We start from the raw sequence: 24,403 nt of genomic DNA, 5'->3' as shown, positions 1-24,403 counted from the left end.
TCGGCGCATTTGACATTCGTCGATTGGACGGCAACCGCATTGCCATCGCGATCCCGAGCAATAAAACCAATGCCCTTGACCGCATCGAACCACCTGACCGTGCCCCTATCCATCACCGCCTCCCGAGCCGCGCATGGCTGCGCGCCTCATCGCTGTATCAAACAGTGAAGGCGGCGTAATGGCTACTGTCAAAGTTGACAGGTCAGAGAAGAATCAGGTGTCGCGACGCAAATCCGGTGGTATCGGCAAATCCTTGAGCGGATCAGGCCGCTTGCCCTTGCCGGCGCGGTATTGGCGGATCTGGTAAACGTAGGCCAGTACCTGTGCAACGGCCAGGTACAACCCGGCGGGGATTTCCTGGTCGAGGTCGGTGGAATAGAAAATCGAGCGCGCCAGCGCCGGCGATTCCAGCAGCAGAATGTCGTTGGCCACGGCGATTTCGCGGATTTTCAGGGCGGTGAAGTCGCTGCCCTTGGCCAACAGCATCGGTGCGCCACCCTTCTCCGGGTCGTACTTGAGGGCCACGGCGTAGTGGGTCGGGTTGGTGATGATCACGTCGGCGTCGGGTACCGAAGCCATCATCTTGCGCTGGGAGATTTCGCGCTGCAGCTGGCGAATGCGTTGCTTGACCTCGGGCCGGCCTTCCTGATCCTTGTGTTCGTCACGCACTTCCTGCTTGGTCATCAGCAGTTTCTTGTGGCTTTCCCACAGCTGGATCGGCGCATCCACGGCGGCGATCAGGATCAGCCCGAGGGCCATCCACAGCGCGCTCCAGCCCACCACCTGCACGCTGTGGATGATCGCCGACTCCAGCGGCTCATGGGCGATACGCAACAAGTCGTCGATGTCGGACGACAACACCGCCAACGCCACGAACAGAATCAGGAAAAACTTGGCCAGGGCCTTGAGCAATTCAATCAGGGCCTTGGCGGAGAACATGCGCTTGAGCCCCGCGCCGGGGTTCATGCGGCTGAACTTGGGCGCCATGCTGCCCGCGGCAAACAACCAGCCGCCGAGGGCAACGGGGCCGATCAGCGCGGCGAGCAGCAAGGTGATCAAGATCGGTTGCACCGCCAACAGGGCGATTTTGCCTGAGTGCAGCAGGTACTGGCCCATGGCGTCGGGGTTGAGCAACACTTCGCGAGGCAAGCTGAAGTTGTGTTTCATCATCTCCAGCAAGTCCAGCGCCAGGCCCCCGCCGTAGATCAGCAAGGCACCGGCACCGGCGATCATGGTGGCAAAGGTGTTGAGCTCTTTGGAGCGTGCAATCTCGCCCTTTTCCCTGGAGTCCTTTTTACGTTTCTCCGTGGGGTCTTCTGTTTTGTCCTGACCACTCTCGCTTTCGGCCATGGCTCAGCGCGCCCGTGCCAGATCACGTAAGAACTGCAGGGCATCGGTGGCCAGCGGTTGATACTGATTGAGAATGTCGGCCAGGCCGACCCAGAAAATCCCCATGCCCAACACCAGGGTCAGCGGGAAACCAATCGAGAAGATGTTCAGTTGCGGCGCCGCACGGGTCATCACGCCAAACGCGATATTGACCACCAGCAGCGCCGTGATCGCCGGCAACACCAGCAATAGCGCCGCGCCGAGTACCCAACCGAGGCGCCCCACCAGTTCCCAGAAGTGGTTGACCACCAAGCCTGCGCCCACCGGCAAGGTGGTGAAACTCTCGGTCAGCACCTCGAACGCCACCAGGTGTCCGTTCATGGCCAGGAACAGCAAGGTCACCAGCATGGTCAGAAATTGCCCGATCACTGCCGCCGACACGCCGTTGGTGGGGTCGACCATGGAGGCGAAGCCCATGCCCATCTGGATCGAGATGATTTGCCCGGCCACCACAAAGGCTTGGAAGAACAAGGTCAGGGAAAACCCCAGCATGGCGCCGATCAGGATCTGTTCGGCGATCAACAGCAAGGCGCTGAGGTCCAGCGCGTTGACCGGCGGCATCGGTGGCAGGCCCGGCACGATCACCACGGTGATCGCCACGGCAAAGTACAAACGCACGCGACGCGGAACCAGGGTGGTGCCGAACACCGGCATGGCCATCAACATCGCCGTGACGCGGAACAACGGCAGGATGAACGAGGCCACCCAGGTGCTGATCTGAGTGTCGGTCAACGCCAGCAAGGACTGCATCGGCTCAGCCGATCAACTGCGGAATACTGCCGTACAACTGCAGGATGTATTCCATGAAGGTTTGCACCAGCCAAGGGCCGGCGACGATCAGGGTCACCAGCATCACCAGCAGACGCGGCAGGAAGCTCAGGGTTTGTTCGTTGATCTGGGTGGCCGCCTGGAACATCGCCACCAGCAGGCCGACCAACAGGCTCGGCACCACCAGCACGGCGACCATCAGGGTGGTCAGCCACAGCGCTTCGCGGAACAGGTCGACGGCGACTTCTGGGGTCATGGCCCTATATCCCTCCGAAACTGCCGGCCAGGGTGCCAATAATCAGCGCCCAACCGTCCACCAGCACAAACAGCATGATCTTGAACGGCAACGAGATGATCAACGGCGACAGCATCATCATACCCATGGCCATCAGCACGCTCGCCACCACCAGGTCGATGATCAAAAACGGGATAAAGATCATGAAGCCGATCTGGAACGCGGTCTTCAATTCGGAGGTGACGAACGCCGGCACCAGAATGGTCAACGGTGCCTGGTCCGGAGTGGCGATGTCGGTACGCTTGGACAGGCGCATGAACAGTTCAAGGTCGCTGGAGCGGGTTTGCGACAACATGAAGTCTTTGATCGGGCCCTGGGCTTTGTCGATGGCGTCCTGGGCGTTGAGCTTTTCCGCGAGGTAAGGTTGCAGGGCTTGCTGGTTTACCTTGTCGAACACCGGCGCCATGATGAACAGCGTCAGGAACAAGGCCATGCCGGTGAGGATCTGGTTCGACGGCGTCTGTTGCAGGCCCAGGGCCTGACGCAGAATCGAGAACACGATGATGATCCGCGTAAAGCTGGTCATCAACATCACGAAGGCCGGGATAAAACTCAGCGCGGTCATGATCAGCAGGATCTGCAAACTGACCGAGTATTCCTGCGCGCCGGCCGCGTTGGTGCCCAGGGTGATCGCCGGGATCGACAACGGGTCGGCGCCCAGGGCCAGCGGCGCTGCCAGCAACAGCATGAGCGTCAGCAAAACGCGCATTACTTCTTATCCTTCTGATCCTTGCCCAGCAACTCCATCAGGCGCTGGGCGAATTCTGGCGTGGCAGTCTCGGTCTTGGCCGCGTCCACCGGGGTCTTGAGTACATGCAGCGGGGTGATGCGTCCGGGGGTGATGCCAAGCAGGATCTGCTCCTCGCCGACTTGCACCAGCACCAGCCGATCACGCGGGCCGAGGGCGCGCGAACCGACCAGCTCGATCACCTGGCCATTGCCCGGGCCGATGCGCTGTACGCGGCGCATCAGCCAGGCCAGCACAAAGATCAAGCCGATCACCAGCAACAGGCCCAGCACCAGCTGCGTCAATTGCCCGCCGACGCTGCCGACCACCGGTGCCGCAGCCGCTTGCGCGACCGGCTCCACCGCCCAGGCGCTCAATGGCAGCGCCAGCAACAGTCCCGCCATCGAGTACTTCATCTCAGCGCAACTTCTTGATGCGTTCGCTCGGGCTGATCACGTCCGTCAGGCGGATGCCGAACTTCTCATTGACCACCACCACTTCGCCGTGGGCGATCAGCGTGCCGTTGACCAGCACGTCCAGTGGCTCACCGGCCAGGCGGTCCAACTCGATCACCGAGCCTTGGTTGAGTTGCAGCAAGTTGCGGATATTGATTTCGGTGCTGCCCACTTCCATGGAAATCGACACGGGGATGTCAAGAATCACATCCAGGTTCGGACCGTCGAGGGTCACCGGCTCATTGTTCTTCGGCACGCTGCCAAATTCTTCCATCGGCAGGCGCTTGCCGGCAGGCGCAGTGGCGGCGTCGGCGGCCAGCAGTGCGTCGATGTCGTCCTGGCCGACATCGCCGGTTTCTTCCAGGGCCGCGGCCCACTCGTCAGCCAGGGCCTGGTCTTCGGCGGAAGTGTTTTCGTGTTCGGTAGCCATTACATGTCCTCGGCGCAGCAAACAATCATGAATTAGGGTTGAATCAGCGTCGGTTGATCGGCTCAACCACTTGCAACGCCAGGTTGCCTTTGTGGGAACCGAGCTTGACCTTGAACGACGGCACGCCATTGGCGCGCATGATCAGTTCTTCCGGCAGGTCGACAGGGATCACATCCCCGGGCTGCATGTGCAAAATATCGCGCAGGCGCAACTGCCGACGGGCCACGGTGGCGCTCAGGGGCACGTCGACATCCAGCAGGTCTTCGCGCAGGGCCTTGACCCAGCGCTCGTCCTGATCGTCGAGGTCGGACTGGAAACCGGCGTCGAGCATTTCGCGCACCGGCTCGATCATCGAGTACGGCATGGTCACGTGCAGGTCACCGCCACCGCCATCGAGTTCGATGTGGAAGGTCGACACCACAATCGCCTCGCTGGGGCCGACGATGTTGGCCATGGCCGGGTTCACTTCCGAATTGATGTACTCGAAATTGACTTCCATGATCGCCTGCCAGGCTTCCTTCAAGTCGATGAAGGCTTGCTCCAGCACCATGCGCACGACACGCAGTTCGGTGGGGGTGAATTCACGCCCTTCGATCTTGGCGTGACGGCCGTCGCCGCCGAAGAAGTTGTCCACCAGCTTGAACACCAGTTTGGCGTCGAGGATGAACAGCGCGGTGCCGCGCAGCGGCTTGATCTTGACCAGGTTGAGGCTGGTGGGCACGTACAGCGAGTGCACGTATTCACCGAACTTCATCACCTGCACGCCGCCCACCGCCACGTCCGCCGAACGGCGCAGCATGTTGAACATGCTGATACGGGTGTAGCGGGCGAAACGTTCATTGATCATTTCCAGGGTCGGCATACGTCCACGGACGATGCGATCCTGGCTGGTCAGGTCATAACTTTTGACGCTGCCGGGTTCGGCAGCCATTTCGGTCTGTACCAGACCATCGTCCACGCCGTGCAACAGCGCGTCGATTTCATCCTGGGACAGCAGGTCTTGCACGGCCATGTCGTGATCCTACTGCAATACGAAGTTAGTGAAGAGCGCCTGCTCGACCACGACTTTGCCGAGTTCTTTCTGGGCCACTTCCTGCACGCTGGCAGTGACCTTCTGGCGTAGCATTTCCTGGCCGACCGGGGTGGCCAGGCTGTCGAAGGCCTGCCCGGAGAACAGCATCACCAGGTTGTTGCGGATCACCGGCATATGCACCTTGAGGGCATCCAGGTCCGCCTGGTTGCGCGCCAGCAAGGTAATGCTCACTTGCAGGTAGCGCTGGCGACCGTTGACGTTGTAATTGGCAACAAACGCCGGGAGCATCTGCTCGAAGATTGCCGGTTGCTTGACGTTGGTGGCGGCATCGGCGGCGGGTGCCGGCTTGCTTGCACTGCTGTGCATGATGTACCAGGTGCCGCCAATCGAGGCACCGATAGCCAAAAGCAGGCCCAGCACAATCAACAGGATCAGCTTGAGCTTGCCTTTGCCTGCTGCGGGGGGAGTTGCTGCGTCGTCGCTCTTCGCCATGCCAATAATCCGTCACTATTCGGGAATTCATAGATCTACGGGAAGGCAAGAGCAAGTGTTATGCCAGAGTTGTCTGGCGCGAAGGCAACCCAAATCAAATGTGGGAGCTGGCTTGCCTGCGATGGCGGTGGGTCAGTTCACATATGTGTCACTGATACACCGCCATCGCAGGCAAGCCAGCTCCCACACTGACCGGGTTTGGACAGGAAGTCAGGCGTAGTAGTCGACCGCGCTGGAGCCGATCACGCTCTGGCTCACGGGCCCCGCCACTTCGGCCACGTCCACAGGGCCACCAGCGTCGCCGCTGTCAGCACGCCTGCCGCTGCCGCTCACCCCCCGCGCCTGGCCCTGCTGTTGTTGCTGCTCCTGGCCACGGGACTGGTCGGACACATTCACATCCACCTGCCCCATCCCCTGCTGGGCAAACATCTCACGCAAGCGGCCAGACTGGCTTTCCAGCGCTTCACGCACCACCGCATGGCCGCTCATGAAATTGACCTGGGCCTGCTGGTCCGCCGTCATGTTGACCTTGATATCCAGACGCCCAAGCTCGGCCGGCTGCAACTGGATCTCGGCCGACTTGAGGTTGGCGCTGGAGAGGTACATCACGCGGTTGACGACCTCTTCGGTCCAGCCGCTCTGGTGCATGGCCAGCGGTGCATTGGCAACCGGCGGCAAGGCGTTGGCGGTTTTGGGCGTGGCGGCCTGGGTCAGCGCGGCGAGGCGGTTGGCGAAATCGTCCACGCGGGTGTCGCTGCTGGCGTTCTTTAGGTCCTTGAGGCCGTCATCGATCAACGCGCCAAACGCCTTGTCGCCACCCTGGTCGGTGCTGTCCTTGGTGGCTTGCTGGTCGACCATCGTGGCCAGGCCAGCGGCAAAGCTCTGCGCGGCGGTCGGTTGATCCGTAGGGGCGGCTGCGCTTTTCTGCGGCGTCTGGCTGCTGGCCGACACATGACCGCCCTGCTCCATCGCCAGGCGTACGGCCGGCATCGCATCCAGGGGATCAGCCTGCGGGTCGAAGGCCTCCTCGACCACAGCGACCACCGGCTGGGCCTTGGCGTCCTCGTCAACCGCCGACACTTGTACAGGCACCGCCACCGGCGTCGCGGCGGCGATTACCGCAGGGTCGACAACAGGGTCTACCGCAGGTGACTGCGCCAAAACTGGATCGCTGGGTTTATCGCCCTCGGTGCCGGCGCTGTCATCGGGCTTGGCCGACGGCTTGGCAGGCAAGGGATTGCCGCTATCGGCAACCGCCGGCTTGCTGGCGGCAGGCTTGTCGCTGCCGGCAGCCGGTTTGGCGCCGGTATCGGAAGGCTTGTCACGCGTGACCTTATTGGGGGTGTCGTCGCCCTTCAGCGTCGGCTTGGCGCCCTGGTTGGCAAACACTTGAGCAAAGCCTGCGCCCTTGTCTCGCGGGGCCGCAACCGCTACCGGCGGGTTAGCGGCAGGCGCTGACGGCTTGGCCGCAGGGGCAGCCTGAAGGAGCGAATTGGGGGCGACTGGCATGGGTAAGGTTCTCCACTGCATGGGGTCGGGGATGCAGTCTGTGGAGATAGAGCAAGAGTCGGGCCAGGTTTAGCGCGATGATTCAGAAACTGAACGTTGGCGCTCCGACTCATACAGCGGCCGGACCAACGCGAACTCATGATCGATCTGGTCAACCAATTCGCCCAGATCCGATGATGGCTTGACGGACTCAGCCTCCAGGCGCTGACACAGCTGCGCCAGCCGCACCGCCCCAAGGTGGCCACTGCTGCCTTTGAAACTGTGCGCAATCCGTCCCAATGCCTTGGCATCGTCGCGCGCGTCGCGCAGCGCTTCGATGCGCTTTTGCGAGTCATCGAGGAAGGTGTCGAGCAGTTTGGGATACTCACCCTCCATGACGTCCTGCAAACCCGACAACACGTCGGGGTCCAGATGAATCTCAGCCACTTGCTCGCTCCTTGATCAAGAATCAGCGGATTATGCCAGAGCTTCCCAGCAAAACTCCACGCAGACACGGCGCCCGCCCTCGGACCAGCGTACAGCGCTGCTCAGTTGACGCACCAGGTTCAGCCCTCGGCCAGACAGACGGTCAATTTCCAAGGGCCGCGCCAGCTCCTGTTCGACATCAAAACCCGGCCCGCTGTCTTCGATGCACAGGGTCATCTTGCCGCCCTTGTCGGTCGGTACCACCTGCACATCCACGCGCACGTAGCCACTGCTCAGCTGCGCCAGACGCTCATTGCGCTGATGATAATACTGCGCAAAACCTTGCGCATCGCGCTTGAGCCGTGAGTCCAGGCCCAGCACACCATGTTCCAGGGCATTGGAATACAACTCCGCCATCACGCTGTACAGCGCGCCGCTCTGCTCGCGCAACCCATGGATCTCCAGCAGCAGTTGCAGCAGGTACGGCAGCGGGTTGTAGCGCTGCAGCGTCTGGGCGCGAAACTCAAAACCCACCGACCAATCCAGCGGGCACGACTGGCCGCTGTCGGCATACATCGGCTCGGCCACTCGCAGCGCCTGGCCGGAGAGCAAAGTGATCTCGACCATGCTGACGTCATCGCGCGCCAGCCCCCGAAACGTAGCCAGGGCGTGCTCGATATCCTCAAACAGGCGGTCAGGCTCGCGGTTGGCAGCAAACACCTGTTGCAACCGCTCGGCGCCGAACAGTTGATCATTGGCGTCAGCCGTATCCAGCACGCCATCGGAGAGCAGAAACACCCGGTCGCCCAAGGCCATGGGCCAGACCTCGGTGCTGTCATCAAAGCTTTCCGCCGACAGCACGCCTAGGGGCAGATGCCGCGACATCAGCGGCGTGCGCTTGCCAGTGGCGACTTCATGCACATAGCCTTCGGGCATACCGCCGTTCCACACCTCGACCGCACGCCGCTGGGCGCTCAGGCACAACAAGGTGGCGCAACAGAACATGTCCACCGGCAGGATGCGCTTGAGCTTGGCGTTCATCTCCCGCAAGGTCTGCGTAAGGCCGTAGCCCTTGGCAGTCATGCCGTAGAACACTTCGGCCAACGGCATGGCGCCAATGGCGGCCGGCAAGCCATGGCCGGTGAAATCGCCGAGCAGCACGTGCATGTCACCGGACGGCGTGTAGGCCGCCAGCAGCAAATCACCGTTGAACAAGGCATAGGGCGATTGCAGGTAGCGGATATTGGGTGCGGCATTGATACAGCCGGAGTGGGCAACCTTGTCGAACACCGCCTTGGCTGCCCGCTGCTCATGCATCAGGTGCTCGTGGTGCCTGGCGATCAGGTCGCGTTGTTGCAAGACCGTGGCCTGCAGGCGGCGCAGGCGATCCATGGCGTTGATCTTCGCTGCCAATATCAGGGGGTTGTAAGGTTTGGGCAAGAAGTCGTCGCCGCCGGCGTCCAGGCATTGGGCCAGCGCTTCGCTTTCGCGCAGGGAGGTGAGGAAGATGATCGGCACCAGCGCCTCCCCCGCCAACTGCTTGATCTGCCGGGCGGCTTCAAAGCCGTCCATCACCGGCATCAGCGCATCCATCAGCACCAGTTGCGGGCGCTCATGACGGAAGATCTCCACTGCCTCGGCACCGTTGCTGGCAGTCAGCACCTGATGGCCCTGGCGACGGATGATGGTGGACAGCAACAGCCGATCGGCGGCGCTGTCTTCGGCGATCAGGATAGTCAGCGCCTCAAGGACCGGGGCCAAGGCGCTCAACTGATATCGAACAGTTTGTCGAAGTTGGAAATGGCGAGGATCTTGCGCACGTCGGGGTTGCTATTAACCACGCGAATATCGGACGTATCGCCACCCGTGTGGTCACGCAGCAACAAGAGCATGCCCAGGGCCGAACTGTCCATGTAGGTGGTCCCCCTCAAGTCCACCACAACAGTCTCCGGCTTGGGGTAAACATGCTCGTAGACATTGCGAAAGTCTTGGTGGCTGCCGAAATCGAACCGGCCCTTGATTGCGATCGTCAACTTCTTCCCATCCAGGGATACATCGGACTCGATTGACATGTGACTGCTTCCTTGTCATTGGCACTGTGCAACAAGGTTTAGCAGGCGAACCGGATCTGAGCAACACATCGAATCAAATGTGGGAGGGGGCTTGCTCCCGATAGCGATGTGTCAGCAATGGATTTGCTGGCTGACACACCGCTATCGGGAGCAAGCCCCCTCCCACATTTATCCTGCGTCGTTAGTTAGAATTGTTCCTGGCGGGGCAGGCGTTGGGACAATTCATCAAGCAGCTTTTGCTCGCGCTTATCTTCAATCGCCCGCGCTTCGTCGATATAGCGCTGCACCAGCTTGCGCAAACCTTCCACGCGGGCAAACGCCTGCTGCCAGCTTTCCCGGGCTTTATCGAGGTTGTTCTGGTGCCAGGCCAGGCTCTGGCGCTGTTGGCCGACGGCTGTTTCAAGCTGATTGAGAAAGCCCTGATACCCCATCAACCACTGGCCCGACACGCCCTTGCTGCCGCGCTCGATCCACTGTTGTTGGTATTCCAGGCGAAAGCGCTCCAGGTCGCCCAGCTTGCTCTCTGCCAGGCGCACCTGGCCTTGAAAGTAACCCAGGCGTTGCACGGCGGTTTTCTCGGCCTTTTCGGCCATTTCCACCACCGGGGCCAGGCGCGCGGCGCGGCTGTTGGCCATGGCTTAACCGCCTGGCGCGGGGGCGAAGATGGACTGCAGATGCGCTTCGCTTTCGCCCATGCTGATCTTGTCATTGAGGCCCTGGCGCAGGTAGTTCACCAGCTGTGGTTGCAAGGCAATGGCCAGGTCGGTGTCGCGATCGCCGCCGGCCACATAGGCGCCGACGCTGATCAGGTCGCGGCTCTGCTGGTAACGCGACCACAGTTGCTTGAACTGCTGCGCACGGGCCATATGCTCAGGGGTGACCACCGCCGGCATCACCCGGCTGATGGACGCTTCGATGTCGATGGCCGGGTAGTGCCCTTCTTCTGCCAGGCGTCGCGACAGCACAATGTGGCCGTCGAGCACGCCCCGCGCCGAGTCGGCAATCGGATCTTGCTGGTCGTCGCCTTCGGACAACACGGTATAAAACGCAGTGATCGAACCACCGCCGGCCTCGGCATTACCGGCGCGCTCCACCAGCTTGGGCAGTTTGGCGAACACCGACGGCGGATAGCCTTTGGTGGCCGGTGGCTCACCAATGGCCAAGGCGATTTCCCGCTGGGCCTGGGCGAAACGCGTGAGCGAATCCATCAGCAGCAGCACATTCTTGCCCTTGTCACGGAAATACTCGGCGATGCGTGTGCAGTACATGGCTGCGCGCAGGCGCATCAGTGGCGCATCGTCCGCAGGCGACGCTACCACCACCGAGCGCTTGAGCCCTTCTTCACCGAGACTGTGCTCGATGAACTCCTTGACCTCACGGCCCCGCTCACCGATCAGCCCGACCACGATGATGTCGGCCTCGGTAAAGCGCGTCATCATGCCCAGCAACACCGACTTACCCACGCCGGTACCGGCGAACAGGCCCAGGCGCTGGCCGCGGCCGACCGTCAATAAACCGTTGATGCTGCGAATGCCCACGTCCAGCGGCACGCTGATGGGATTGCGGTTGAGCGGATTGATGGTGGGGCCGTCCATCGGCACCCAGTCTTCGGCCTTCATGCCGCCCTTGCCATCCAGCGCACGCCCGGCGCCGTCGAGTACGCGGCCGAGCATACTCATGCCCATGGGCAGGCGGCCCGTGTCGGCCAGCGGCACCACGCGAGCACCCGGGGCAATACCGGCCAGGCTGCCCACCGGCATCAGGAAAATCTTGTTGCCGGAAAAACCCATCACCTCGGCTTCGACCTGCACCGGGTGGTAGCTGTCGTCATTGATCACCAGGCAGCGGCTGCCCATGGCGGCGCGCAAGCCCTCGGCTTCAAGGGTCAGGCCAACCATGCGCAACAAGCGCCCTTCAAGGATCGGCTGGCCGGGCAATTCGGTTGCCTCGGCGTAGCTGCTCAGGCGCTTGGCAAAGCTGGTGCGATCAAGGCGCATCGGGAGCGTCCAGGTCAACGCTCACGTCAGGCGCTGCCGGATGCAGGGCTTGCTCATGCAGTTGATCCAACAATTTGGCCATGATCTGGCTGATGCGGGTTTCCACCGTGGCATCGATGCGGCTGTGTTCGGTTTCGACACGGCACCCACCGGGTTGCAACGAAGCGTCCTCGACGATGCGCCAGGTTTCTTCATGGCGCTCGCGCAAGGCTTTGACCTGCTCGAAATCCTGGGGGTTGATGTACAGCCGCACATTGCCGACGCCCAGGGGCAGCAACTTGAGAGCTTCACGCATCACGCTTTCGATCTGGCTGGAATCCAGCACCAGCTCACGCTGGATCACCTGGCGGGCAATGTGCTGCACCAGGCCGACCATGGATTTTTCCAGTTGGGTGTCCTGCTCGGCAATCGGGTCGAACAGGTTGCCCATCAGGCGTTCCAGGCTGGCCAGCTGGGTGCCCAGCGCTGCCTCGGCTTCCTGGCGGACCTTGAGGGTGGTGCTGCGAAAACCGTCTTTCTCGCCCGCCGCAAAGCCTTCGTTGTAGGCTTCCTGGCGGATGGCTTCAAGTTCTTCGAGGGTCAGTGGCTGGACTTCATCCAGCGGCACTTCTTCCATTTCCACCGGAAGCTCTTCGACCGGCTCAGGCTCGGGCTCCGGCACATGGGGGTCGAAGCTGGGCAACGACCAGATGTCGAACCCGCCGACATCCCGCGCGCGAATCAGATCGCTGGGCGTCTCATCTTTGTTCGACATGCAAGGCGCCTTAGATCATTTCTTCGCCGCCCTTCCCGCCGAGAACGATTTCTCCGGCTTCGGCCATACGGCGGGCAATGGTGAGGATTTCCTTCTGCGCGGTTTCCACATCGCTGACGCGCACCGGGCCCTTGGCTTCCAGGTCGTCGCGCAACAGTTCGGACGCACGCTTGGACATGTTCTTGAAGATTTTCTCTTTGACGTTTTCGTCCGAGCCCTTGAGGGCCAGCACCAACACGTCGGAGGAGACTTCACGCAACAGCGCCTGGATGCCACGGTCGTCGACATCGGCAAGGTTGTTGAAGACGAACATCAGGTCTTCGATCTGACCGGACAGGGTGTCGTCGATCTCGCGGATCGAGTCCATCAGTTGGCCTTCGACCGAGCTGTCGAGGAAGTTCATGATGTCGGCCGCGCGCTTGATGCCACCCAGGGTGGTGCGCGAGGCATTCGAGTTGCCGGAGAACTGCTTCTCCAGAATCGTGTTGAGTTCCTTGAGGGCCGCCGGTTGTACGGTGTTGAGCGACGACACGCGCAGGATGATGTCCAGGCGCACTTTGTGGTCGAAGTGGCCAAGCACTTCACCGGCCTGGTCCGGGTCCAGGTAAGCCACAACGATCGCCTGGATCTGCGGGTGTTCGTAACGGATCACGTCGGCGACCGCACGTGGTTCCATCCACTTGAGGCTGTCCAGGCCGCTGGTGTTGCCGCCCAGCAGGATGCGGTCGATCAGGCCGTTGGCCTTGTCTTCGCCCAGCGCCGAGGTGAGCATCTTGCGAATGTAGCTGTCGGAGCCGACGCCCAGGCTGGTTTGGTCGCCGACGATCTCGACAAACTCGCTCATCACCTGCTCGACTTGCTCGCGGTGCACGTTGCGCATCTGCGCCATCGCCACGCCGACACGCTGGACCTCTTTGGGGCCCATGTGGCGCAGCACTTGGGCAGCGTCGGTTTCACCCAGGGACAGCAGCAACACGGCGGCTTTGTCGACCCGGGAGAGCTTGGCCACAGCGGCTCGATCATTCATCAGCGTTAATCCACTCTTTCACGACCTGGGCCACACGGCCCGGGTCTTCTGCCACCAGACTCTTGATTGCGTTCAACTGAGCGTCATAGCCTTCGCTCGGGCTTGGCAACAGGATGCTTTGCGGGCCGCCAAGGCTGACGCGGTCGTTGGCCAGTTCGCCATCCAGGCCGCCCATGCCACCCAACTCGACGTCGCCACCTGCGAGCGCAAGCTGTTTCTTGCCGCCGCCGGTGATGTTGTTGAGCACCGGGCGCAGCACGCCGAACACCAGCACCAGGATGAACAACACCCCCAGCACTTGCTTGACGATGTCCCAGAACCACGGCTGGGTGTAGAACGCAGGGTCGCTGATCACTTCAGCGCGCTCGGCGGAGAACGGCATGTTGATCACACTGACGCTGTCGCCACGGCTGGCGTCGAAACCGACGGCGTCCTGTACCAGGCGGGTGAAGCGCGCCAATTCGTCGGCGGTCCAGGGCGCACGGGTCACGGCGCCATCGGCTGGGTTGACCTTGACCTGGTCATCGACCACCACCGACACCGACAGGCGATTGATCTTGCCCTGTTGCTGCTTGGTGTGGCTGATAGAGCGATCGAGTTCGAAGTTCTTGGTGGACTGGTTACGCTTGTCCGCCGGGTACGGTGCGAGCATCGGCTGGCCGGTGGCCGGGTCCATGATCTGCTGGCCGTTGGCATCCAGCAGCGGCTGGCCAGGCTGGATCGCGCCAGCAGTGGCAGCGGCGCCGCCAGTGGTCTGCGGTGCCGAGGCGGCCGACGGTGGCTGGTTGCTCAAGGCCCCCGGCACACCTTGCGGGCCATTGGCGGCGGTGCGCTGCTCGCTGGTGGACTGCTCGCTGCGCAGGGCCGGCTGGTCAGGGTTGAACTGTTCGGAGGTCGATTCGACAGCGCTGAAGTCTACGTCGGCGGACACTTCAGCCTTGTAGCGGTCGTTGCCCAGCACCGGTTGCAGGATGTTGTGCACGCGCTGGGTGAGCATGCTTTCCATGCGGCGGCTGTAGTCGAATTGCTTGCCGGCCTGGGTCAGCGCGGAGTTTTCGGCCATGTCGGAGAGCAGGTTGCCCTTCTGATCGACCACGGTGATTTGCGACTTGCTCAATTCGGGAACGCTGGTGGCCACCAGGTTGACGATCGCCAGCACCTGGCCAGGCTCCAGGGAGCGGCCGGCAAACAGTTCGACCAGTACCGAAGCGCTGGGTTTGCGTTCGTCACGCACGAACACCGAGCTTTTCGGAATCGCCAGGTGCACACGGGCACCCTTGACGTTATTCAGGCTGGAGATGGTGCGCGCCAGTTCGCCTTCCAGGCCACGGCGATAACGGGTGGCTTCCATGAACTGGCTGGTGCCCAGGCCCTGGTCCTTGTCGAGAATCTCGAAACCGATATTGCTGTCGGACGGCGCCACGCCAGCGGCGGCCAGTTTCATCCGTGCACGGGCCACGTCATCAGACTTGACCAGCAAGGCGCCGGAGTTGGGCTCCACGGTGTAAGCGATGTCGGCAGCGGCGAGGGTTTCCATGATCTGCTTGGAATCCATGCCCGACAGGCTGCCGTACAGTGGGCGGTAATCGGGTTGTTGCGACCACAACACCACGGCAAAACCAATCGCCACGCTGGCCGCCAGGCCGACCATCAGGCCCACCTGACGCAGCATGGTCATTTGCGAGAGGTTTTCCAGGAACGACAGGCCAAACAACGGCGGCTTGCCGTCTGCCTTGGCGGGGAGGTTGTCGGAGAGTGCTTCTGCCATGACTTAAATCTCGTCCTTAAACCGGCATCTGCATGATGTCTTGATAAGCCTGAACCAGCTTGTTACGCACTTGAGTCAAGGCCTGGAAGGACACACTGGCCTTTTGCGAGGCGACCATCACATCGGTGAGGTCCACGCCGCTTTTACCGATCTCGAACGCCGTTGCCAACTGGCTGGAGGCCTGTTGGGTATCACTGACTTTATTGATTGCCTGACCGAGCATGTCGGCAAAACTGCTTTGGCCCAATTCCGGCGCTGGCGCGACGGATTTCGGTTGAGCCATGGCATCCATTTGCATGGCGCGCATATCCAACATCAACCGATTGAACTCAATACCCTGGCTCATGACCTTCTCTCTCCGACGACCCGCAATTTTTTGACACTACGCAGCGGTTACTAGGGGTGGTAGCAACAAGGGTGCCAGCTCTGGAGCAACTCGTAAGAAAAGGCGACAAAGCTTGTAGAACTTGGTATCGGTCATGTGGCGAAAAGATAAGCTTCCACATCCATACCAGCATCGCGCATCTGCGCCAGCTTGTAGCGCAAGGTGCGCGGGCTGATGCCGAGGCGCTCGGCCGCTTCTTTGCGGCGGCCACGCTCAGCGCGCAGGGTGTCGATGATCATCTGGAATTCGCGACGACGCAGGTCATCGCCCAGGGCGCCAGCTGATTCAACCTCGGCGACCACTGGAGCCGGGGCCAGGCTCGGCAACGGCGCAGCGCCATTGCCCATGGCCAGGCAGAAATCCTGCGGCTGGATCAACCCGCCCTGCTGCAAAATCAGCGCACGCTGGATGGCATTGTCCAGCTCGCGCACGTTGCCCGGCCACGGATAGCTGACCAGGCACGCCTGAGCCTGCGGCGATAACCGCGCCTGGGCATGCTTCATTTTTTTGACGTGGTTGTTCAGCAGGCGCTCGGCCAACGGAATGATATCCGCCGGGCGCTCGCGCAACGGGCGCCAGGCCAGGGGGAACACCGACAGCCGGTAGAACAGGTCTTCCCGGAAGCGCCCCGCCGCCACTTCGCCGGCCAGGTCGCGGTTGGTGGTGGCAACCACGCGGATATCCAGCTGGATCGGCTTGCGTGCCCCCACGCGCTCCACTTCACGCTCCTGCAACACACGCAGCAACTTGGCTTGCAGGCCCAGGGGCATTTCCGAGATTTCGTCGAGCAGGATGGTGCCGCCGTCGGCCTGTTCGAACTTGCCGGCCTGGGCCGCGATGGCGCCGGTGAACGAGCCCTTTTCATGGCCGAACAACGTCGCTTCGAGCATGTTGTCGGGGATCGCCGCACAGTTGATCGCAATGAACGGTTGCTGGGCACGGCTGGACTGCTGGTGGATGTAGCGTGCCAACACTTCTTTACCGGTGCCGGATTCGCCGGAAATCAGCACAGTGGAATCACTGCGCGCCACCCGCGCTGCCAGTTCCAGCAATTGCGCGCTGGCCGGTTCAAAGGCTATCGGGCCGTCACCCTCGCCCGCCGACATCACACCCAGGGCATGTCGGGCGACCAGCTCGATCAACGCCTTGGGCTCGAACGGTTTGACCAGGTAATCCGCCGCACCCTGGCGCATGGCGTCCACCGCCCGCTCCACGGCGCCATGGGCAGTCATCAGCAGCACCGGCAGCTGCGGCTGGCGCGCACGCAGCAGGCCGAGCAACTGGTGGCCGTCCATGCCGGGCATGTTCACATCGCTGACCACCAGGCTGAAGGCTTCCTGCTCGACCGCCGCCAAGGCCTCCTCGGCAGAGCCGACCGCCCGGTAGTCATGGCCCGCCAACAGCAGCGTGTCAGCCAATGCTTCACGCAGGGCGCGATCGTCTTCCACCAATAAAACCTTGATAGCCATAATCCTTTTACTCCGCGCTCGCCGCGCTGGAAAACAGCGGCAAGGTCATCAATGCACAGGTGCCGCGCCCCAACCGGGAGCGCAACTGCAATTCTCCCTGATGGGCGCGTGCCACTGCCTTGACCACGGTCAGGCCCAGGCCAGTGCCGTTGGTCTTGGTGGTAAAAAACGGCTCGCCCAGGCGTTGCAGCACCTGGGGGTCGATGCCGCTGCCGCTGTCGCTGATACACAGGCGCAGGGTTTGTTCGCGGGCGTAGAGGTGCACTTTGAGACGTGCATCCGGGCCGCTGGCCTGAGTGGCGTTTTCGATCAGGTTGAGCAAGGCGCCGACCAGGGTGTCGCGGTTGCACAGCAACTCGCCTTGGTGGCTATCACATTGCCAACGCAGGTTGGCGCCCTGTACATGGGTCGCCGCCGCTGCTTGCAAGGCCTGCATCAACCCGGCAGGCGTGACACGGTCGGTCAGCGGCAATTCGCCGCGGGCAAACACCAGCATGTCGCGCACCTGGTGCTCCAATTCATGCAAGCGCTCCTTGAGGCGCCCGGCAAATCGTTGCTGAGTGGCTACAGGCAATTGCTCATCAGTCAAATGACTGGCGTAGATCAACGCCGCCGACAAGGGCGTGCGGATCTGATGCGCCAACGAGGCGACCATCCTGCCCAACGACGACAGCCGCTCATGACGGGCCAACTGGTCTTGCAGGTGACGGGTTTGCGTCAGGTCATTGAGCAGCACCAATTGGCCTGGCTCGGCATCCAGGGAGCGAGTGGCGATAGACAGGCGGCGTCCGTCCTTGAGGGAGACTTCGTGGCCGTCATCTTCTCGCGGCGCAAAGCAGCGGGTGATGACATGGCGCCACAGCTCGCCTTCCAGCGGTAGGCCCAGCAGGTCGCAGGCCGCCGGGTTGGCTTCGCGCACACGGCCCTGGTCGTCGATGACGATCACGCCACCGGGCAACAGGTCCAGAAGATTTTGCAGACGGTTGGCCAGGCGTTCCTTTTCCGCCAGCTCTTGCATGCGCTGGGCGCTGACCACCGCCAGCTCGCCTTTAAGCTCGGACACCCGCGCCTCAAGCAGACTGTAGGAGTCGGTCAGTTGGCTCGACATCTGGTTGAACTGCGAGAACGCTTGTTCCAGGCCCTGGCGGGTCGGCGGTTCTACAGGCGAAACCAGCCCCTGGATGGCAGGGGCCGAAGATAGTTGGGCGGCGTGGGGCATGATGCTCTCTCGCTTGGCTGACCGTCAGTTAAACGGAACGTTGCGAGGGCTGTAGCAATACCCGTGCCGAAAAAAATCTACCTATAAATCAGCTAGTTGAAAAACAGGCGTCAATCATCCGCCTGTTCATCACCTTCTTTGCGGCTCATACCGTACTTGCGCATCTTCTCCACCAGGGTGGTGCGGCGGATGCGCAGACGCTCGGCGGCGCGGGCAACGATGCCATGCGCATCGTCCAGGGCCTGCTGGATCAACCCTTGTTCCAGGTTACCGAGGTAGTCCTTGAGGTCAAGACCTTCGGGCGGCAGCATGGCGGTGGCACCGAAGTCCGGGGTATGACCGTTGATGGCCACGCGCTCTTCCATGTCACTGCGCAGGCTGTCCATCTGCTCGTCTTCATCATCGACGTAGCGGAATTTCTTCGGCAACTCGACCACGCCGATCACCCCGTACGGATGCATGATCGCCATGCGCTCCACCAGGTTGGCCAGCTCACGCACGTTACCCGGCCAGCCGTGGCGGCACAGGGACATGATCGCAGCGGAGTTGAAACGAATGGAGCCGCGTTTTTCGTGCTCCATGCGCGAGATCAGCTCGTTCATCAGCAACGGAATGTCTTCCACGCGCTCGCGCAGCGGGGCCATCTCGATGGGGAATACGTTGAGGCGGTAGTACAGGTCTTCGCGGAAGCTGCCGACCTCGATCATGCTTTCGAGGTTCTTGTGGGTGGCGGCAATGATGCGCACGTCCACGCTCTGGGTCTTGTTGCTGCCCACGCGCTCGAAGGTGCGCTCCTGCAACACACGCAGCAACTTGACCTGCATCGGCAGTGGCATGTCGCCGATTTCGTCAAGGAACAGCGTGCCGCCATTGGCCAGCTCGAAACGCCCGGCACGGCTGGTGATCGCCCCGGTAAAGGCGCCCTTCTCGTGGCCGAACAGCTCGCTTTCCAGCAGCTCTGCCGGGATCGCCCCGCAGTTGACCGGCACAAAAGGCCCGTCGCGACGCTTGGAGTGATAGTGCAGGTTACGTGCGACCACTTCCTTGCCGGTGCCCGACTCGCCGAGGATCAGCACGCTGGCGTCGGTGTCGGCCACTTGCTGCATCATCTGGCGCACGTGCTGGATCGCCCGGCTGGTGCCGACGAGGCTGCGAAACAGGTTGGGTTCACGGTGACGGCCGCGTTCGCGGGCCTGGTCGTACATCTCGCGATAGACCTGGGCGCGGTGCAGCGAATCGAGCAATTTGCTGTAGCTGGGCGGCATTTCCAGGGTGGAAAGCACGCGGCGGCGCTGGTCTTCCGGCAGGTCCACAGAAGAAATATCGCCCATCAGCAACACCGGAAGGAACTCATCCCAGGTTGACAGTGTCTTTAACAGGCCCAGAACTGCGCCAGGAGCCTTTACCGTCCCGATCAATACACAGATGACTTCACGGCTCGACGCCAACGAGCTGACCGCCTGCTGCCAATCGTGGCTGCCGCAGGGTAAATTTTCTTCACCAAGAAAATTTAAAATCACCGCTAAATCGCGGCGGCGGACGCTATCGTCATCGATCAGCAGAATTTTGGTTTCACGCCACATGCAATAGCAACTTCCCTAGTAAAACTTCCTGCCCCGGAATGAGGGCAATCAAGACGCCTGTAAGATTTGTTACCTACTAGACGTCTGAAATCTGAAAACAGCACTAGTTAAGTCAAAAATGCTGGCACAGTCAAATATATGACGCGCCGTGCGGATTAACTGCGCCCGTTCAACCGAAGAGATGGTAAACCTTTGACGCATTTTTCGCTTGGTTGATCTGCGACATCTCTTCGAAAATCGCCTGGCGCTCGCCGGTCGTGACCTCCAGCAACTGCTGATACACCACCAACAGGCTTTCCAGTTTCTCGCGCAAGGCGCCCTCGTCCACCGGCGCTTCGCTGAGCACCTCATCAATCACCGCGCGGCAACCCAGGTCCAACTCGCCCACGGCTTCCCAATTGCGCTCAGCCAGCGCGCCGAGAAGGGCTTCGCGGGTTTCGTCGATGCGTTGCAGTGCATGGCTCATGATGTGTCCCTCAAGGCGATCGGCCTTATTGTGGAGCGATGGCATCCCAGCCGGTCTTGACGGTGATCAGCAGGCGGGCGACTTCGTCGATTATCTCGGCGTCATTCACCTGGTTGGCCTCGACCAAACGATTGCTCATATAGCCATACAAGGCGTCCAACTGGTGCACTGCTGCCGGATCTTCGGCCTTTTCTGGCTCCAGGCCGTCACGCAGGCCAGAGATAATTTCAATCGCCTTGCCCAGCATCAGCCCTTTCTGGGCAATATCCCCACGGTTCAATGCGCCCTTGGCCTGCGCCATGCGATCAAGGCCTCCTTCCATCAGCATCTGCACCAGGCGGTGCGGGCTGGCTTCGGAGACCTGGGCATGGGAACTGACCTTCTGGTATTGGCGAAGGGCTCTCATCGGGTTCATGTTGCTACCTCGTTACTGGCGACAATCGAATAGGTTTGCTTAACCAGTTTTTCGACCGTGGCGACGAAAACTTTAATTCCCAACCATGCGCCAAGGCCCTGAATCAGGGCCTGAAAGCGCGCCGCCCATCAGTTCGATTTCGGATTGTTCAGCGAGTTGAGGGTGGTCAGGATGCTGGAGCTGCTGGCGTTGATCTGCGCGATCATGGTGTCCATGGCCGTGTACTTGGCGGTCAGGGATTTTTGCAAGGCGTCCATACGTCGTGTCAGGTCGGCCGTCTCTTTGGTCAAGTCGGTCAACTTGTTGTTGAGATCCGTCGCCCGGGTTGCCAGGGTGCCGGTGGTGCCCACGTAGCTCTTCGTCGCCTTGTTCATGCGCGTGATCAAACCAGTGTCGCCGGTGAACAGCTTGGCAATATCGCCAGCGCCTTTGACTACCGCCTTGTCCCACGTCTTGTCATCCAGGCTCAGCAGGCCGGTTTTCTGATCGGTGGTGATACCCATCTGGGCCAGGCTGGTCATGGTGCCCGCGCCGGAGCCGTTGACCAGTTCGGAGCGTAGGCTGTTCACCAATTGACGCATTGATGCATCGCCGGTCAACGCACCGGCAGTGGTAGTCGACGCGTCACCGGTTGCAGTAACTTTGGTCTGGGTATTGATGGCGGTCATCAGCGTGTTGTACGCACTGACGAAGGACTGTACCGAGGTTTTCAACGTGTCAGTGTTACTGGCCACGGTAATGGTCGTCGGTTTTTTCACATCAATGGTGTCCAACAGCTCCAACGTGACGCCACTGATCGCCGACGTGATTTTGTTGCTGCTGGATGACATTGCAATGCCGTCGATGGAGTACTTGGCGTTGGTCGGCGGCGTGCCTTTGTCATACCCGCTGGCCAGTTGCGAATCACCGCTGAGGGTGATGTCGGTGCCTTCGCCCATATTGGTCGAGGTCAGTACCAGTCGCGCACCATTGGAGTCGCTCAATACGTTGGCACTGATACCCTGCGACGAGAGCTGGGTATTGATTGACTCTCGCACCTGTTGCAGGGTCGCGCCACCTGGAATCACCACATCGAAGCTTTTACCCGACTGGTTGATGGTCAGCGTTTGGTCTTCGTCTGTAGTGTTGGCCTTGCCCGAGGCACCCTCAGCATTCACCGCAGTGGTAACTTTTGAAGCGGTTGCCAGGTTATCGACTTGCAACACGTACTTGCCACTGGATGCTCCGTCACCCAACGTCACCTTGGCGTTTTTCTCTTCCGAAGAACTTGCCGCCAGCCCATTGAACGCGGAGGGGTTATTCAACTTGGTGATCGCCGCCTGATAGGCCTCCAACGCCGTCTTGATCGAACCAACTGCCGACAACTGGACGGTGGCAGTTTTCTGCTCGTTGGTGATCTGCTGTTGTTTAGGCGCTTGTTCAGCCCCCACCAACGCCTTGACGATAGCTTGCGTGTCGTAGCCCGAACCAGGGCCGGAAATCGTTGAACTAGCCATTTTTCATTCTCCTTGTCCTGCGGCGGCCGTTTTTTTGGCGCTTAAACGCCTAGACCGCAATCAGAAACATGTTTCGTGCCAACTCAAGCCTTGCTATCAAACAACAGGCTGCCGGCATCGCTCAGGTTCTGCGCCAGTTTCAGCGCGGTCTCCGATGGAATCTGTCGAATCACTTCACCACTGTCGGTGGCGATCACCTTGACCACTACCTTGCCGGTAGAGTCATCGATGGAAAAATCCAGGTTGCGCTGTGAAGCCTGCACAAACTCACGCATATCGGTAACAGCCTTCTCCAGCGCCACGCGCTGAGGCTCTTCACTCTTGATCGGCTCATTGCTGGCCACAGGCTTGGCCTGGGTCACCACTGCGCCAAGGTTGGCCGGGGCCGTGCCTGCGGGGTAAGACGAGGTCAGCTTGATGCTCATGTCCATGTCACCACCTCCAAACTGAAAAAACGGAAGGGCACGTCGTTAAACGCACCCTCCCGTTATTTAACCGCTAGCGCTATTACTGAAGCAGCTTCAGTACAGCGGATGGCAGTTGGTTGGCCTGGGACAGGATCGCAGTGGAAGCCTGTTGCAGGGTTTGTTGCTTGGTCAGCTCAGCGGCTTCAGAAGCGAAGTCAGCGTCTTCTACGCGGCCTTTGGCAGCGGAGGAGTTCTGCGAAATGCTCTGCAGGTTGGCCACGGTGCTGGTGAAGCGGTTTTGTACGGCACCCAGCTGCGAACGCTGGCTGTCGATCTGCTGCATGGCATCGTCCAGAGCCTGGGTAGCCTGCTGCGAAGCAGCGGCAGTCAGGATGTTCAGGTCGGAAACGCTGGTTTCCATAGTGACGGCGGTTTTGGTACCGGCGGCAGCAACGGTGGTCAGGCCCAGTGCAGCCAGACCAGTGCCGGCGCTGCCGTCTTTGATAGTGATGTCTTTGTCAGCGAACAGGTTCAGGGTGCCGTCAGCGTTTTTGCTGGCTTGAACACCGGTGCTGGCGCTGTTGATCGAAGAAACGATCGCGTCAGCGGTGTCACCCTTCTTGAACTTGACTTCAACACCGTTCACATCGATGGAGGTGTCAGCGGTCAGTTTGGCTTGGGTAGTACCAGCCGACAGGCCCAGTTGGGACAGGGAACCGGCGGAGGTGTTGGCCAGCTTGATGTCAGCACCGTTACCCGAAGTTACTTTGAAGCGACCGTCTGCACCGAAAGTGGCGGAAGCACCCGTGGCGGTACCACCTGCTGCGGTTTCGAGCTTGGTCAGCAGGGAAGCCTTGGTATCACCGACACCCCAAGCTACAGCGTTGCCGTTTACAGTGATCGAACCGGCAGCGGTCATGTCAGTGGAGACAGCCTTAGAACCAGCAGTCAAACCAAGAGCGCTCAGACCGTCAGTACCGGCAGTCGGTGCCGCCAGAACGATAGCCTTGTCGGAGACCAGGCTGACTTTACCGGTAGCATCGGCACTGGCGGTTACGCCGGTGGTTGCAGTTTGTGCGTTGATGGCAGTGACAGCAGAGGTAGCGGCAGCGGTACCAGCAGCAGCAGTACCGAGAGTAATATCGATGCCGTTGATGTTGATGGCTTCACCAGCCAGAACACCGGCAGCAGCGGTACCCGTAGTAACAGCTTTATCAGTCACAACCGAACCAGTGGCAGTAGCAGCCAGGCCAGTCATTGCAGTACCGTTTACAGCAGCTTCTCTGTAGTTACCCTTCAGCGCAGTCGAACTGATGTCGGTCATACCGAACGAGATAGTCTCGTTGGCGTTGGCACCGATCTGGAAGGCTACGTTGCTGAACGAGCCGTCGAGCAGGTTACGACCACCGAAGGTGGTGGTGCTGGCGATACGGTTCAGCTCGCCCACTTTAGCGGTGAATTCCTGCTGCAGGGAAACACGGTCAGCGTCGCTTTTGTCACCGTTGGACGCTTGCAGGGCGAGTTCACGCAGACGCTGCAGGGTGTTGGTGGATTCTTGCATCGCGCCTTCAGCGGTCTGGGCGATCGACACGCCGTTGTTGGCGTTGGCGATGGCAACGTTCAGGCCTTTGACCTGGTTGTTCAGACGGTTGGCGATCTGCATGCCGGCAGCGTCGTCTTTGGCGCTGTTGATTTTCAGGCCGGAGGACAGACGGTTCATCGACTGGCTCAGGGCGTCGGAAGCTTTGTTCAGGTTCTTCTGGACACCCAGGGAGGTGATGTTGGTGTTTACTGATAATGCCATGACGAAATCCTCGTGGTTTGGATACTGCGGCTTCCGGC

The 24,403-nt window shown here is 60.9% G+C and carries 26 protein-coding genes; all 26 read right to left on the bottom strand.

The window, feature by feature from the left end:
• Window positions 1–213 precede the first annotated feature (213 nt).
• Complete coding sequence (gene flhB, locus J1G33_RS11995) at window positions 214–1,350, bottom strand: flagellar biosynthesis protein FlhB (RefSeq protein ID WP_223018138.1); 1,137 nt, start codon at window positions 1,348–1,350, stop codon at window positions 214–216.
• Window positions 1,351–1,353: 3 nt separating this feature from the next.
• Complete coding sequence (gene fliR / locus J1G33_RS11990) at window positions 1,354–2,139, bottom strand: flagellar biosynthetic protein FliR (protein WP_005790062.1); 786 nt, start codon at window positions 2,137–2,139, stop codon at window positions 1,354–1,356.
• A gap of 4 nt (window positions 2,140–2,143) precedes the next feature.
• On the bottom strand, window positions 2,144–2,413 hold the full coding sequence (gene fliQ / locus J1G33_RS11985; RefSeq protein WP_003192936.1) for a flagellar biosynthesis protein FliQ: 270 nt from the start codon (window positions 2,411–2,413) through the stop codon (window positions 2,144–2,146).
• A 4-nt stretch (window positions 2,414–2,417) separates the two neighbouring features.
• Entirely contained in the window at window positions 2,418–3,161 is a 744-nt protein-coding gene (gene fliP / locus J1G33_RS11980; RefSeq protein WP_103733688.1) for a flagellar type III secretion system pore protein FliP, read from the bottom strand.
• Window positions 3,161–3,595 carry a flagellar biosynthetic protein FliO gene (gene fliO, locus J1G33_RS11975; RefSeq protein WP_005790065.1) on the bottom strand — a complete coding sequence of 145 codons (435 nt, stop codon included), beginning with the start codon at window positions 3,593–3,595 and terminating at the stop codon, window positions 3,161–3,163. Before fliO ends, fliP begins: the two co-directional genes overlap by 1 nt.
• Before the next feature lies 1 nt (window position 3,596).
• Complete coding sequence (gene fliN, locus J1G33_RS11970) at window positions 3,597–4,064, bottom strand: flagellar motor switch protein FliN (protein ID WP_005790067.1); 468 nt, start codon at window positions 4,062–4,064, stop codon at window positions 3,597–3,599.
• Window positions 4,065–4,107: 43 nt separating this feature from the next.
• Window positions 4,108–5,076 carry a flagellar motor switch protein FliM gene (gene fliM / locus J1G33_RS11965; protein WP_005790068.1) on the bottom strand — a complete coding sequence of 323 codons (969 nt, stop codon included), beginning with the start codon at window positions 5,074–5,076 and terminating at the stop codon, window positions 4,108–4,110.
• Between the two features lie 9 nt (window positions 5,077–5,085).
• Window positions 5,086–5,589 (bottom strand): flagellar basal body-associated protein FliL, encoded by a 504-nt coding sequence (fliL, locus tag J1G33_RS11960; protein ID WP_005790069.1) that lies wholly within the window; start codon window positions 5,587–5,589, stop codon window positions 5,086–5,088.
• A 210-nt stretch (window positions 5,590–5,799) separates the two neighbouring features.
• Window positions 5,800–7,098, bottom strand: a complete 1,299-nt coding sequence (locus J1G33_RS11955; RefSeq protein WP_223018137.1) for a flagellar hook-length control protein FliK — start codon at window positions 7,096–7,098, stop codon at window positions 5,800–5,802.
• 69 nt (window positions 7,099–7,167) lie between these two features.
• Window positions 7,168–7,524, bottom strand: coding sequence for an Hpt domain-containing protein (locus J1G33_RS11950; protein ID WP_103733685.1), 357 nt, complete (start codon window positions 7,522–7,524; stop codon window positions 7,168–7,170).
• 30 nt (window positions 7,525–7,554) lie between these two features.
• A complete protein-coding gene (locus J1G33_RS11945) occupies window positions 7,555–9,273 on the bottom strand; it encodes a fused response regulator/phosphatase (RefSeq protein WP_078821971.1) in 1,719 nt (572 codons plus the stop codon).
• A complete protein-coding gene (locus J1G33_RS11940; protein WP_032880063.1) occupies window positions 9,270–9,575 on the bottom strand; it encodes an STAS domain-containing protein in 306 nt (101 codons plus the stop codon). Before J1G33_RS11940 ends, J1G33_RS11945 begins: the two co-directional genes overlap by 4 nt.
• Before the next feature lie 185 nt (window positions 9,576–9,760).
• Window positions 9,761–10,210 (bottom strand): flagellar export protein FliJ, encoded by a 450-nt coding sequence (fliJ, locus tag J1G33_RS11935; RefSeq protein WP_005790077.1) that lies wholly within the window; start codon window positions 10,208–10,210, stop codon window positions 9,761–9,763.
• A 3-nt stretch (window positions 10,211–10,213) separates the two neighbouring features.
• Complete coding sequence (fliI, locus tag J1G33_RS11930; RefSeq protein ID WP_005790078.1) at window positions 10,214–11,572, bottom strand: flagellar protein export ATPase FliI; 1,359 nt, start codon at window positions 11,570–11,572, stop codon at window positions 10,214–10,216.
• Window positions 11,562–12,326, bottom strand: coding sequence for a flagellar assembly protein FliH (fliH, locus tag J1G33_RS11925; RefSeq protein ID WP_005790080.1), 765 nt, complete (start codon window positions 12,324–12,326; stop codon window positions 11,562–11,564). The genes fliI and fliH overlap by 11 nt, the downstream gene beginning before the upstream one ends.
• A gap of 10 nt (window positions 12,327–12,336) precedes the next feature.
• Entirely contained in the window at window positions 12,337–13,353 is a 1,017-nt protein-coding gene (fliG, locus tag J1G33_RS11920; RefSeq protein WP_003192957.1) for a flagellar motor switch protein FliG, read from the bottom strand.
• Window positions 13,346–15,121, bottom strand: coding sequence for a flagellar basal-body MS-ring/collar protein FliF (gene fliF / locus J1G33_RS11915; protein ID WP_032880061.1), 1,776 nt, complete (start codon window positions 15,119–15,121; stop codon window positions 13,346–13,348). Before fliF ends, fliG begins: the two co-directional genes overlap by 8 nt.
• A gap of 16 nt (window positions 15,122–15,137) precedes the next feature.
• On the bottom strand, window positions 15,138–15,467 hold the full coding sequence (fliE, locus tag J1G33_RS11910; protein WP_005790083.1) for a flagellar hook-basal body complex protein FliE: 330 nt from the start codon (window positions 15,465–15,467) through the stop codon (window positions 15,138–15,140).
• A gap of 131 nt (window positions 15,468–15,598) precedes the next feature.
• Entirely contained in the window at window positions 15,599–16,975 is a 1,377-nt protein-coding gene (locus tag J1G33_RS11905) for a sigma-54 dependent transcriptional regulator (protein WP_005790084.1), read from the bottom strand.
• 7 nt (window positions 16,976–16,982) lie between these two features.
• Complete coding sequence (locus tag J1G33_RS11900; RefSeq protein ID WP_005790086.1) at window positions 16,983–18,194, bottom strand: ATP-binding protein; 1,212 nt, start codon at window positions 18,192–18,194, stop codon at window positions 16,983–16,985.
• A gap of 110 nt (window positions 18,195–18,304) precedes the next feature.
• A complete protein-coding gene (locus J1G33_RS11895) occupies window positions 18,305–19,777 on the bottom strand; it encodes a sigma-54 dependent transcriptional regulator (protein ID WP_223018136.1) in 1,473 nt (490 codons plus the stop codon).
• A 169-nt stretch (window positions 19,778–19,946) separates the two neighbouring features.
• Window positions 19,947–20,243, bottom strand: a complete 297-nt coding sequence (locus J1G33_RS11890; protein WP_014719354.1) for a hypothetical protein — start codon at window positions 20,241–20,243, stop codon at window positions 19,947–19,949.
• Window positions 20,244–20,268: 25 nt separating this feature from the next.
• Window positions 20,269–20,658: a flagellar export chaperone FliS gene (gene fliS / locus J1G33_RS11885; protein ID WP_005790090.1), complete on the bottom strand. Its 390-nt coding sequence runs from the start codon at window positions 20,656–20,658 to the stop codon at window positions 20,269–20,271.
• 128 nt (window positions 20,659–20,786) lie between these two features.
• Window positions 20,787–22,154, bottom strand: a complete 1,368-nt coding sequence (gene fliD / locus J1G33_RS11880; RefSeq protein ID WP_032880058.1) for a flagellar filament capping protein FliD — start codon at window positions 22,152–22,154, stop codon at window positions 20,787–20,789.
• Between the two features lie 83 nt (window positions 22,155–22,237).
• The gene (locus tag J1G33_RS11875) at window positions 22,238–22,585 is read right to left on the bottom strand and encodes a flagellar protein FlaG (RefSeq protein WP_032880057.1); all 348 of its coding nucleotides are present in this window, start codon (window positions 22,583–22,585) and stop codon (window positions 22,238–22,240) included.
• A gap of 76 nt (window positions 22,586–22,661) precedes the next feature.
• On the bottom strand, window positions 22,662–24,365 hold the full coding sequence (locus tag J1G33_RS11870; protein ID WP_032880056.1) for a flagellin: 1,704 nt from the start codon (window positions 24,363–24,365) through the stop codon (window positions 22,662–22,664).
• Window positions 24,366–24,403 lie beyond the last annotated feature (38 nt).

This window comes from Pseudomonas sp. P867 (assembly GCF_019891455.1).
In the GTDB taxonomy this organism is placed as follows: Bacteria; Pseudomonadota; Gammaproteobacteria; order Pseudomonadales; family Pseudomonadaceae; genus Aquipseudomonas; species Aquipseudomonas synxantha_A.
The sequence above is the reverse complement of the archived record's forward strand: the minus strand, read 5'-3'. Positions and strand labels throughout refer to the sequence as shown.